Origin of the sequence: Pseudoalteromonas sp. 1_2015MBL_MicDiv (genome assembly GCF_002407505.1) — a bacterium.
Lineage (GTDB): Bacteria > Pseudomonadota > Gammaproteobacteria > Enterobacterales > Alteromonadaceae > Pseudoalteromonas > Pseudoalteromonas fuliginea.
The window spans coordinates 1809700-1822973 of sequence record NZ_CP012737.1 but is presented as its reverse complement, the minus strand read 5'-3'; the positions used below and the strand labels follow the sequence as shown (position 1 = coordinate 1822973).

Genomic DNA, 13274 nt, shown 5'->3' with positions numbered 1-13274 from the left:
ATTCACACTTAGCACTTAACAACCAAGATACAAAATTTACACCTTATTAACAACGCCATTTTATTGCCTAAAAAATAGATTACTTAATTAAATGAATTTGTGTGCTTTTTAGGCAAGAATCTATAATGTCCTGTAATTTTATAGGCAAAAAGGATATCGCTTTTTTCAGGCCCTCGCCCAATGTTATGTACAATTAACGGACTACCAGAACGTGTATCTTGCTCTTTAATAACCATACCAATGTGCGGCAAATTACCTGGCAGCATCCACGTGACGATATCGCCTGCCTTGTAGTCACTCGCGTTATTAGATTTAGTAAGCTCTTGTCCATGCCGTTTAAAATATACTTGCAGGTTAGGGACTCGTCGGTGATCTATATTTTTATCAGGTTTGGTTAAACCCCAAATACGCTTAGAGGGATATAGCTCAAAGTTTTTTACCATGTCCTCATGAACACGCTTTTGCAAATCAACACCCAATTGACGATATGATCTAATTATAACATCTGTGCACACACCAGTATTCTTTGGTACATCCCCACCAGGGTAAGTTATTGAGCGATAAGACCCATCGTAGGTAACGTTATGTGTTGTTCTTTCAAGTAATGCAGTTACCATATCTTCTTCAAACGAGGCTGTATTTACATTTAACGTCGTAGCTAAAAATAGAGTTAGCTTAATCATACAAATTCCTTTTAAAAATAGTTTAATGATCAAATTACGCTAATAGAAATACATAAACAACACTACTGTTCAATCACTGCAATGTAACCATTTTACTAATTTTTTAACATGCCCGCTTGAACATAAGATTAGATGACAAGCTTGTATATAACCCATTGAGTGCAGGCCGTTTAGTGCTTCTGCAGGTAGTTGCTGTAGTGTATCTGCGGCAATAGAATACAAGCCATTGTAGCCTTGTGTTTTGCCATTTGGTTTAGTGATGTTTAGCTGTATTGCTTCAATTAAATCGTGTTTTAGTAAGGTATTGATAAAAGCGGTTGTACGTTCGCCGCCATGCATAAGCTTTATCAATTGCTCACTAACATTATTTAAATATGTGGTTGGCTCCCCTGTTTCGTTAAATAACCGTGTTCCCTCACTATTATTTACTCTTGGGTGTTGTTCGTTAATTGTAACAGCGAGATCTGTTTGCTCGGTCTTGTTAGTAAGTTTATTTCCTATTCCTAACTTAAATGGTTGTCGCTGTAAGTGTAAAGGTACGTATGTGGCATGCCATATATCATTTTGTAAAAATAAGTTTTGCCCCTCATCAAAGCCAGTTAAAGCATATAGTTCAAACTGGCCAGTTTGATTGTTCTTCATAAAATAGACTGGGTAGTCTAATGCAAGTTGAGCAAGCTCATCAGCAATAACCGGAATGTAGTTTACTGCTTCGCCGTATTGTGTACCGCGTTCAGTTTTAATACGAGTGTGCTTATGTGTATTTTTATCGAGTAATACTGAGTTTGTCATAGTGTGTCGCTCTTATGTTTTAACTATATTTGCTGCATACCAAATTGATTAATTTGCGTTAATAATGCTTTATTGGTAGGTAATTTATTAAGTAATTTTTGGGTGTATTGCTGGTTGTTATTAACAAGCGCAATGGCCTTTTTAAAATAACTTTCTGAGTTGCCATACAGTTCGCTTGAGCCTGTAAACCCCATGCCATACATCACATATTGATAGCTTGCTGCTGGAAACACTTCTTGTGAATGATCAAAGTGGTTATCGCTTGGTGTATGAAATTCCCAAAGTGATAAGTTATCTTTTAAGCTTTGTGGAATAGTATTTTGATGACAGTGCGCTTGCCAAAATGGGCTGTCGGTTCGTTTACTCAACATATAATGCAACTTTAAAAAGTCGATTATTCGCTCCCATCGGTAGCTAAATGTACGGTTAAAACGCTGCGCGGTTATATTCATTACATGCCTATTGGCCGGAAATTGCTGCGCAACAAAATTGGCTGATATTTCTATCAGTAATAAAGCGGAGGCTTCCAGTGGCTCTAAAAAACCAGCTGAGAGGCCTACTGCGACACAGTTTTTATGCCAAAATTTTTCACGATGCCCTGGTTCGAAACTAAGCTTTTTAACTTTGTATTCGCTTTGCTGATCTTTATTAATATTTAAGTAATCAAATAATTGCTGCTTAGCATCTTCATCACTAATGTGTTTACTAGAGTACACATGCCCTATTCCACGGCGTGTTTGTAATCCTATATCCCAAATCCAGCCCGATGTTTGTGCTGTAGATAAAGTATGCGAGCATATTGGTTCGTCATCTTTGTATGGCATGTGTATGGCAAGCGCACTATCAGCAAATAATACATCTTTACAAGATTTAAACCCCACCCCTAAGTTCTCACCTAGTAATAACGATTTAAAGCCACTGCAATCGATAAATAGATCCCCAGCTATCTCTATTTTATTATTAAGGCTAACGCTTTTAATATCGCCATTTGTGCAATTGTTTACACCGACGACAGTGCCTACAATGTGTTTAACATTAAGATTATCAATGCAGTGGTTTTTTAAAAATGTAGCGAATAAGCCTGCATCCAAGTGATAAGCATAATTTGCTATTGCACTAAATTCGGGTGTGGTGATTTGTTTGGGAGCTAATCCACTTTCGCATATTGACTGCTGCGCACTTACATACTGGGCAAAAGGAGGTTGTGCGTTATTAATATTAAGCCAGCTGGTGGCTAAATTATTTTCAAACATACCCGTAGGTAGCTCAAGCGGGTGATAATAGTAATCATCATTTTCTCCGGTTACCCACTTAGCAAATTTAGCACCTTGCTTAAACGATACATTACATTTTTTTATAAATTCAGTTTCACGAATACCCATGTCTTTAAGGGTTCTGCGCATTGTAGGCCAAGTTCCTTCGCCAACGCCAACTGTAGGAATATCTGAGGACTCTAACAGCGTTATATTTATTTTTTTGCTGTGATGTTTTTGCAAATACGCCGCAATTATTCCTGCACTTAGCCATCCTGCAGTTCCACCGCCAACTATTACTATTGATTTAATATCATCGTTCATAGCAACCTCGTTAGTTAAAAAGCAAAACGACAGCGCTGAGCTGTCGTTTTGTATTATTTGTCAATAAACTAACTTACCATTTAGCACTTAAGCCAATGCTAAAGCGCGGACCATATTGCTCAGCAGATACTAATTGCTCTGCAAAACGACCATGGCGGCGTGTTGTTTCATTCGTTAAATTAAGTGCATCAAAGCTAACACCCAAGGTGTCGTTAATGGTGTAATTAAAACTAAAATCTAGCTGACCATACGCCTCTGTAAATGTAGGCTCAGTTCCCAAAGACAGTAAGAAATCATCGCGCCAGTTATAGGCTAAACGTACTTGGTAATCATCGTTTTCGTAAAAGCCGACCAAATTACCTGAATCGCTTAGTCCTGCTAGTGCAATTGTTTGGTCAAAATCATACGGTTTAAACGATTCATCGCTATTCACTATCGTATAATTAGCAACCACGCCAAAGCCTGTATCAGGCACCATGTACTGCGCATTTAATTCCCAACCATCTACTTCACGATTTTGAAGATTATCTGGCGTTGCAATATCAAATGTAACAATCGGGTCTGACGCTTGGCTTAAACATGCTGGGTTAGGTGTATCTGAACTATCAGGACAACCAGGGCGGGGGTTAACACTTGGATCGCGTAACGGCTCGCCATTTACATCATTTAGCGTACCTTGCACTACGCCTGCACCAATGAAGTTTTCAACAAACTTTTTAAAGTAACCAACTGATGCATAGCTTCCGTCGTCTCCATACCACTCAACTGAAAAATCAAAGTTATCTGACGTAATTGGCAATAAGTTAGGGTTACCTTGCGATGCATTAAACGGTCCTTCAGGACGGGCGTTAATGGTAGTTGATGGGAACATACCACCAATACCTGCACGAGCTAATGTACGACTATATGAAAAACGAGTTTTAAAGCCGTCATCTAAGTCGGCGCTTATATCAAAGTTTGGTAATACACGTGTATAACCACCTTCAAGCTCCTGCGGTGTTGCTGTTGCAGCAAATACAGGGCGAAGCTCTTCAGCATGACGATAGTTAAAAGCAACAACCCCAGGCTTGACTGAATAACCTGTTACATCGGTGTCTTCGTAGCGCACACCGACATTCATATCAATTGGAATATCATTAAATTCGGTTTTAAGATCAAATGATACATATATCGCGAGCGTTTGCTCCTCAACCCCATTTGTAGAAATATTTGGCTCAATAAATAATCCTTCATCTCTGACAATATCTACAAAATCGTTGGCACTGTAACGTGGAATAAATGGAAATAGCTGATCCGAACCTGAAAACTCATCAGCAAAGTCACCTTGTTCATCAAAGGTTAGCCCTAGGTTGTCTAGAGGAATATCCACAAATGAGAACTGCTCAGAAAGATAAGTATCAATTTGATAATCGGTATACATTACACCAAAATTTATAGCGCTGAGTGCCCCACTCTTCAAATTCTCCCATTGCCCACTTGCATGATACTGCTTAATGGTATTTTTCATTTCATAGCCACGGCGCTGATATAAATCTGACACAATATTAGCTGGGTTGTAAGCCCCACCCGCCAATGTTGAATCATCAACCCCAATACTCGGAATATCACCAGAGAAGTTAGCATTGATGGATTTAACCGAACCTGGGACATTCTTTAAATTTGCAATTGTTTCAGCTGTATCACCATCTGGGTTTGAGTGTGATGTAGAGTTATGAGCGTCAAACGTAAGTTTCAATGAATCGCTTGCTTGCCACGCTAAATTTAAGCCTAATGAATCGTTTTCTTTTTCTTCGTAAAGCTCCCACGCCCAAAAATTCAACTCATCATTTGCATTTTTAATATCGACTAAAGTGCCATTTTCATCGGCGGTGCCTGTTGGGTTATCGAACCAAAATGCCATTTTATTTGTGTTACTAATTTCTTCAAAGCGCGATAAAGTGTAATCAAGTGTAGCCGTTAAGTTGTCACTAGGAGCATACTGTAAAACCAACTGCGCATTTTGGCGTTCTCGCTTAGTTTCAAAGCGCTCCATTTCTGGCGTCCAAGGTACCCAATAAGTACCCGTTGGATTAACTGTGGTATCAATTGCACTGCTATCAATACCGGCAGCATTTGCTCGGTTACGTACCCAACCTTGCGATGTGCCTACGCGCTCTCGGCCACTTTCTCGCTCTGAATGCGACAGCGCAAGTAAAACACCAAACGTATCATCAGCGAATGTTTGGCTAACCATTCCCGAAATTTCTGGTGTTACGTTTGATTTCTCTGAGCTGGTGTCTTTAATTGCCTTTGCATTTGCAAATGCTTTAAAACCGTCAAAATCAAATGGTTTTGCTGTATTTATATTAATGGTTGCGCCAATACCGCCTGAGGCTACATTAGCTTTACCCGTTTTATAAACTGATACACCCGACACACTTTCAGCCGCGATTTCTCTAAAGTTAAAGCTGCGAGAAACTCCCGCTTCTTGTAAAACCGAAGAGTTTGGCATTTGACGACCATTTAAGGTTACTAAATTAAAGCCAGGACCAAAACCCCGAACACTAACTTGGTTGCCCTCATTGTTTGCACGGTCGATTGATACACCACTAATACGTTGCAGCGATTCAGCTAAGTTAGTATCAGGTAACTTACCAATGTCCTCTGCTGATATAGCATCTACGACGCCTGATGAATCTTGCTTTATTGAAGCAGATTTACTTAATGCGCTTCTGATACCTGTTACTTGGATAACTTCAACATCACTTTGTACAGTTGTCTCGTTTTCCTGTGCGGCATAACTTACAGGAGAAGTTATCAGCATTGCTGCGCAAATCGCATTTAATTTAAATTGTCTGTTAGTCATTTTTGCACCTAAATATTGTGTTTATTACGTGTAATCGTTGACGGATTATTTACGGGATGCTTATTGCTATTGTAATATTGTTAACAATTAACTTTAAAATAAATTAGTTTAGCTAATTAAGTCAAACAAATTGACCATTTATTTTACAGTTAGCGTTGGTTTTTTATTCGACATTGTAAGCAAGTAGTAAAGTACTGAGACTTATGCATGACTGTTGAGCGGGTTGCTCCCTACAAAAGCGCTAGTTGGTATTAGCGCTCTAGTAATGAGGTTATTTTTTGGGCGGTATTTTTAAGCTCGCTAATTACACTGTGTTTATTAGCGTGAGTGTTTAGGGTTGAGTCAAAAGAAGAAATGGTCAATGCAGCTATTAAATTTGCATTAGGCCTGCCAATTAAGACACTAAAATCGTGTACTCCGGCGATAAGTGGATTGCTTTGCATTATGTGCCCTTGCACTTTGATTGTATTTAGCTCATTTAATAATACTTTATAGGCGTCTTTACTAGCACTGTAAATTTCATCGTGTTCGATAAGCATTTGCCGCACTTCGTCATTACTGTTGGCTAAAAGCAGTTTACCAGCGCTTGAGCTACTAAGTGGAAATAAAGCCCCCTCTGCAATACTCAAATGCATAGGGCTTTTGCTACGCGCTTGCACTACCACCATAGCTTGGCTTTGATAAAGCATACTTAGATGACATGACTGTTCAATATTTACAGCTAGATCTTCCATATGTGGCAAGGCCGATTTTAGTACATTATCCATTGGTGAAATACTTCGCGATAAATTATACAACTTTAATGACAAATGATATCGACCAGAGGTTTCAGAGCGAATTAGATAACCGCGTTTTTCAAGCCCAACAAGTACTCTATAGACTTCGTTAGGTGTTTTTAAAATACCAGCCGCTATCTCACTTTGTGTACAAGGCCTTTTATTTTTTGCTAAAAATTCTAATATATCCAACCCCTTATCTAAAGCAGGAACTGCATATTTAGTTTTTGATTTATCGTTCATTTGTACTTATTTATGCCTTTTAAAATTGATAAACAATATGTTTGTTTATATATAAATTTAAAACTTTTTTTTAGCTTTAAATTTTTAATAATGGTTTAAAATCAATAACTTAATTAAAAAAATTCATTCGTATATGAATTCTATATTTTTATATAAATTACGCTTGACCTAGATGCTTAACCGAGCAACTATTGTTAACAATATACAACTGCAAGAGAAAATGGAACTACATTTATGTCACACACTTATTTAACACCACAACAAATAGCTGATTTTCACCGTGATGGTTATATTATTGTCAAAAATTACTACAGCGCTGATGAAATTGAGCTACTACAACAAACTGCTTTTAATGACGATACACTCTATGAACGAGCATGGGACAAAAAAGACGCCGATGGCGCTGTAAGTAAAGTCTGTTTATGGCAAAAAACAGGCGACGATTTATACAGTATGTTTTCTCGCGGTCGTCGCTTAATTGAAGTATGCGAAACACTTATTGGCGAAGAGGTGTACCACACCAGCACTAAAATTATGATGAAAGAACCATTTGTAGGTGGCGCCTGGGAATGGCACCAAGATTTTGGCTACTGGCATCGTGATAATTACATGCTTTATCCAAAATCAATTAGCTGTATGGTCGCCATTAATAAAGCGACGCAAGAAAATGGTTGCTTGCAAGTACTTAAAGGCTCACATCATTTAGGACGATTGGATCACAGTAAAACCGGTGACCAAAAAGGCGCCTGTTTAGAGTTTGTAGAAGAAGCAATGAAGTACCATGAACTTATGAACGTAGAACTTGAACCAGGTGATGTACTGTTTTTCCACTGTAATTTACTGCATAAATCAAATCAAAACCGCGCTGCCGAACCTCGTTGGTCAATGATCAGTGCTTACAATGCGATTAGCAACCAACCATTTAAAGAAAACGAAGCTGTTTATTATCCTTTAAATCGCGTTAACGATGATGCTATTTTAAATTTTAAAGCAAAAGAACGCACTTAAAGTAACCTTCTAGCCTAAACCAGTTTATGCATTATAGCCCAATGCATAAGCTGGTTTTTTTATATGGAAAATTCTGTATGTTAACCTCAGAGCAAAAACACCTTATACCTCACGCTACTCCTAAAAATGACGAAGACCCACACGGGAAAATAATTGGCCAAGGTAAATTTAAATACAAAATAGACGCCCACTGGGGAAAGTTAAACCCCAATAAATACCCTATAGAAAATTGTCATGCGATGGTGATGGACTCACAAGGGAGAATATTTATGATCACCGATAACACGACTAATAATATTTTAGTGTATAGCCAAAACGGTGAATTACTTGACGCTTTTGGAAGCTCTTTTCCTGGTGGACACGCTATAAAAATTGTAAAAGAAGGCGAGCAAGAATTTTTATACGTTGTAGATAGTGGCTGGATTGTTAATCGCCACTGGGATGGTCACAGCACAGAGCAATGGGATAGCCCTACTAACAATGTCATTCCACAGTCTGGCTTTATTGCCAAAATGACCTTAGATGGCAAACTAATATACAGTATCGGCCATCCACAAACGTGCGGTGCTTATAAACCTGAGCAACCTTTTCGCCCTACTGACATTGCCATTGCCCCCAATGGGAATTTATATGTCACCGATGGTTATGGCAGCGACTTTTTACTGCATTATGATAAACAAGGTCGCTATATAAACCATTGGGGCGGTCACCATAATGAAGACAAAAATTACAATTTACACAACACCCATGGGGCTGAGGGATCCCCACTTTATCCAGCGGCCTCTTTTTGATAATTAAAAATAAAGTTTTTTAAACTTTTTTCTATATAGCTTTGTGTAATACGTCTCTTACATAGCTTTATGACTTGCTTGGCTAAGGTTAAAAATGAAAGAACTCGGCGATTCTTAACACTATTTGCTTGAAATTTTATATGCCACTTTCTTTTTTCTGCTTCACACCCTATAAACCATAACGCAGTGCTCGCTATTGTGGCTATCAAGCATAATATTCCTATTCTATTTATGCCGGTGCTTTTACTAAAACGCCACGAAAAACCATATCTCAAACTTTTGTCATCGCGGAAATTTTGCTCTATTTGCATTCTTTTACTATATAAACCAACTACTCGCTTACTCGTCATTGTATTGTCTGATGTCGCGAGTAACCATGGCTCTTTCGCTAAGTTTTGATACATTTTTGTATCTTTCGTAAATCTGCTTTTTCCTTTTCTTCCTTTATTTTTTCCATGATATACGTGTAAAAATGCATCGCATGCTGTCGGGCTGGACTGAGTTAGTCTTGCTTGACCTAACGCCTTTGGTATATCGCTGGCACCAGCCCTAAGTTGTTTTAATGTATGCCATTGTGATTGCATGGCTAGTTTACACTTCATTGAGCCTCTTAATCGACCTATCATATGCCAACCAAGTTCGCGTACTTTACTATACCAAGGCGTAAGAAAGCCGCCGTCTGTTACAATATAGACACTAGGATGTCGTCCAAGCACTTCATAAAGTTCATCTAAAAACAGGCTGTTGGTTGCTGGGCTATCAAAATTCTTCTGCTCAACAATCATGTTATAAATCACGATAGAGCGCCCATCCACAAGTAAGCTTGCTCGCAGTAAGTGATAGTCGTGACCACAGGCACCGCTCCAGTCAACGGCAATTGCAAGCATTGGTAAAGAGTCGATAATAGGATGAGCTAATGCTTTATAGATAGCGACCCTTTCATTGTAGAGGTGAGTATTTTTTAAGAAGCGATCAACGCGTTTTATTTTATGTTTTACATCCACAGCGCCAGACAAATTTCTGCCGATTTCAGTTAAGGTAAGTTTATTGCCCGAAATTAATGCATTACTGCAGCTTAGTAATGTTTTTACTCTGGCATTATTGAATGGCGCTAATGCATGTTTAAAGTACTTATGGCAAACTGATGTGTCAGGCATAGCAGTTGTGACTTATGTGGGTTGTGGTGATTTACATAAGATCATAAATTGCTGTGCCTGTCACGTTTTGGGGATTCGTCAGCCCATGGGGTTGAAGTAGATTTACATGATCCCTTAAATCCTACATTAATAGTAAGCTCTCGTTTTGAGCAATGTTTAAAAGTATTTTCGTTTGATGGTAAGTACCTTAATAGAATTAGCGCTAATGGGGCATATATTGGCGGTCCCGTGTTCAAAGGTGAACTATTTTATGCACCTGTTTGCTGGTCGCATATTGACAATAAAAATGCTGACGACTCTGGCTTTATTAGTATATTTGATAAAAGTAACACGCTAATAGCTAATTTAGGGGCACCGCAACCGCAGTATATAAATGGAGAACTACAGCCGATGCAAAGTAACGGGAACATTTTTAATCACGTGCATTGTATTTGCGTAGATCAAGACAACAACTTATATGTAGGTCAGTGGAACTCCTCTAAAACATACCCAATTAAATTAATAAAACAGTCATGCTAAGTTTAACGCTCTGAGAATAGTGTTTATTTTTAATAATGAGTACCTTGTACTCATTGTAAAGCATAAAACTCACAGGCTTAACAGCAAAAATACACCTAAAGCCATTCCCAGCATATTTAGTATTAGTTTATTTGTATTGTGTTAGGCAGTAGTAGCGATACAAATAAAAAACTGCGAAGCTATCATATAGATAAACCCGCAATTTGTTTATTACTAAACCTTTATTACACGTTTTTAGCGAGTAATACGTTTACTCATTTTAAAGTTTTGTAATGTTAGTGAACTAACTGCACCACCGCTGTCAGGGAATGTAACTTCAATATTGTTAGTTTTTTTAATGTTATTATATGGCACTGGAATTTCAATAACACCAAAGAAACGCTCACGTCCAAGGCCACCATTTTTTTGATCATATCCTCTAAAATCAGTAGGAATAGCGACTCTATTACCATTAACAGTTACAACTGGCGTTAACGACTTACCATGAGGGCGGCCAACACCTAAGCGCAATGTAGCCTCGCCATTAGCCCCTTTATCTACATTGTTAATAGTAAAGAACTGGGTCGCGTTGGCTGCAATATTTTTAACTACTGCACTTGCGTAATGCTTAGTCTCTTGATTAATATTGTTAATAACAACATTTTTTTGGTGACTCACTTTAATTATCATGGTTGACTCAGAGCCTAATACAACAGAGCTTGGGAGTGTTGTTCTGTTGCTGTTATCCAATACTGGTTTGCCTTGGGCATTAGGATATAAATGCTTAATATTTACACCCGTTACGTTGTTAGAACCCTTGCCTAAAACACTTAAATCAATATTGGTCGGCGAAAATTCAAGGCTGTTTAATACCAAATAAACATCTTTGCCATCAACATACGCGTCAGCTTGAATATCCATATCGCTTGCCCAGCTATCTATTCGCGTCCCTTTTATATCAGACCATAACTGGTAAAACTTAACCATTTCGGTGTAAACCCATTGCTCGCCGGTTTCACCTTGACCTTCTTTAGCTTGACGCAGTAAACGCCAGTAATAGGGAATAGTGTCGCTTATACGGCCCCATTCTGCTTTTAATGGAATAAACGGAATGGCTTTATCAATACGGTTTGGCCTTTCCATAAAGCTCATCAGCATAGAGCTCATTGCCTTTAGACATAACCAGTCACGTTGCGGTGTCCATTTAGTACCAAATGAGCCTTGTAATTGAGAGCCATATTCGGAAATAACTAACGGCTTAATACTTCCCCATTTATAAGCCATATATTGCTCAACCATATCAAGGGTCGCTTCCATATTGCTGCCTTTTCGGTACTGTATTTGATGCTGACCACCAGGGCCACCTGGGAAATTTGGAAAGTCATATAAGTGCATCGAAATAAAGTCCATTTTATTTCCTGCAATATCTAAAAATGCCTTGTCGCGTTGCTTCCAGTTATCGAAAAATTGTGACCCTTTTTCATAATCAGGAAACGCCACCGTAAAGCCCCCTACTTTCACATCATTCAGTGCAGGGTTAGCATTAATCACATCAGCAACTGAGTTATGCAATCTAAAAATGTCATAGAGGCTTTCTTTATCATAACCGGTATGCGGAAAGTCGTGCAGTTCAAACAGTGGCTCGTTCATTACCTCAACATACGTTGGGCGCTTTTGACCAAGGCTATCTGATGGGCCTGATTTAAAGTATTTTTGTAAAAACTGCGCCATGTAGTCGCCCATGGCTGTACCTAGTGGTTCAGCCGCAGTATCTCTTTGCGAGAAAGACCAATTTTGATTACCAATTTTAGTGCCATCAGGATAATAAGGATGTTGCTGTGCAGCGACAATTAAATCGCTGTTACGCCCTTCATGCTTTCGCATTGTTTTAGCTTGAGCTGTTGTAATATTGGTGTAATTCCATTTTACTCCGCCGCCATTTGTTGTTGCGGTTGCCGCGCTTGCATAACCTGGTTTTGCTGAATCTTCTGGTAATTGTGTTAGTTGATATTTCATGCCCCCTGTATCACGACCAAAGTACACATCGTAATCTTCTAAAAAATGGGTCATTAAATCAGGATCAGCATTAGGCGCATTTAAGCTTTGAGCGTTATTTCCAAACCAGTCACTTTCGGTATTTGATGAATGTAACGTAATAAATTTACGACGATCGAAGCTATCAAACTGTCCTACAGCATGTTTTGTATCAATATTAAACTGCACTTTAACAGCGTGCACATTAAAGGTACTTGAAAGTAATAGCGCACTCGAAACCGCACAATACAATGATCTTTTTTTCATAACTGTTACCTATCTTGGTGTAAAAATTAATCCTTTGTGTAAAGGCATGGAACTCACAATTAATATAATGTTAACAATTAACAAAATGCAACGATTAGTTAAAGTTTTGTTCAAATTTCACACTTTAGTGGTAATTAACGGGACTAAGTTAACGCCGTAAATGAACAAGCTGAACACCCTATTTACAACTAGGTATTTAGAGAGTGTTAACTTTTTGAGATTGAATTTGCTGCAGCATGCTTGGTTTTTAGCCAAACCAGAACCCAAGCATTTGATAAAAAATATTTTATGTGTGACTTTTAATTACATTCTAATTATTTCAGACGTTTTTCAGTGTTAACAATTTGTTGTTATTCATTCAAAAGGAAGATGACTCATGACCACATTGGTTAACTTATTTTAGTGGGACTCACTCATAAAAAGTAATCTATAGATTTGCTGAATAGAATTTAATAAGTAACAGGCTGATTAATAAATATAAACTTTATGAGTAAACTGGCTCAAAAATAAAGCATTTCTTTTTGTCATTTATAGTAAACATAAAAAAGCGCTGAGGGTATAAACCACCAGCGCGTTATTAATATCAAGTTAAGTCCACAAAAA

General features: G+C 38.2%; 8 protein-coding genes and 2 pseudogenes. 3 read left to right on the top strand and 7 right to left on the bottom strand.

Annotated elements, in window-relative coordinates:
- Positions 1-83: 83 nt before the first annotated feature.
- The 5 genes from AOR04_RS08295 to AOR04_RS08275 all read right to left on the bottom strand — a co-directional run bounded on the left by AOR04_RS08295 (position 84) and on the right by AOR04_RS08275 (position 6916).
- Complete coding sequence (locus AOR04_RS08295) at positions 84-683, bottom strand: DUF1287 domain-containing protein (protein WP_096793017.1); 600 nt, start codon at positions 681-683, stop codon at positions 84-86.
- A gap of 69 nt (positions 684-752) precedes the next feature.
- Positions 753-1475: a SapC family protein gene (locus tag AOR04_RS08290; protein ID WP_096793016.1), complete on the bottom strand. Its 723-nt coding sequence runs from the start codon at positions 1473-1475 to the stop codon at positions 753-755.
- A gap of 23 nt (positions 1476-1498) precedes the next feature.
- A complete protein-coding gene (locus tag AOR04_RS08285; RefSeq protein ID WP_096793015.1) occupies positions 1499-3052 on the bottom strand; it encodes a tryptophan halogenase family protein in 1554 nt (517 codons plus the stop codon).
- 73 nt (positions 3053-3125) lie between these two features.
- Positions 3126-5897, bottom strand: coding sequence for a TonB-dependent receptor (locus AOR04_RS08280; RefSeq protein WP_096793014.1), 2772 nt, complete (start codon positions 5895-5897; stop codon positions 3126-3128).
- Between the two features lie 251 nt (positions 5898-6148).
- The gene (locus AOR04_RS08275; RefSeq protein ID WP_096793013.1) at positions 6149-6916 is read right to left on the bottom strand and encodes an IclR family transcriptional regulator; all 768 of its coding nucleotides are present in this window, start codon (positions 6914-6916) and stop codon (positions 6149-6151) included.
- Between the two features lie 234 nt (positions 6917-7150).
- Between AOR04_RS08275 and AOR04_RS08270 the strand changes: the two genes are divergently transcribed.
- Both AOR04_RS08270 and AOR04_RS08265 read left to right on the top strand, forming a co-directional pair.
- On the top strand, positions 7151-7924 hold the full coding sequence (locus AOR04_RS08270; protein ID WP_096793012.1) for a phytanoyl-CoA dioxygenase family protein: 774 nt from the start codon (positions 7151-7153) through the stop codon (positions 7922-7924).
- Positions 7925-8001: 77 nt separating this feature from the next.
- Positions 8002-8682 (top strand): annotated as a pseudogene (locus AOR04_RS08265) (6-bladed beta-propeller); the annotation flags it as partial.
- Positions 8683-8693: 11 nt separating this feature from the next.
- Here the strand turns inward: AOR04_RS08265 and AOR04_RS08260 are convergent.
- Positions 8694-9872, bottom strand: coding sequence for an IS4 family transposase (locus tag AOR04_RS08260; RefSeq protein WP_096792381.1), 1179 nt, complete (start codon positions 9870-9872; stop codon positions 8694-8696).
- Between the two features lie 78 nt (positions 9873-9950).
- On the opposite strand from AOR04_RS08260, the pseudogene AOR04_RS08255 reads away from it, so the two are divergent.
- Positions 9951-10391 (top strand): annotated as a pseudogene (locus AOR04_RS08255) (6-bladed beta-propeller); the annotation flags it as partial.
- A 234-nt stretch (positions 10392-10625) separates the two neighbouring features.
- On the opposite strand, the gene AOR04_RS08250 reads toward AOR04_RS08255, so the two are convergent.
- Positions 10626-12671 (bottom strand): hypothetical protein, encoded by a 2046-nt coding sequence (locus tag AOR04_RS08250; protein WP_007378077.1) that lies wholly within the window; start codon positions 12669-12671, stop codon positions 10626-10628.
- Between the last annotated feature and the right edge of the window lie 603 nt (positions 12672-13274).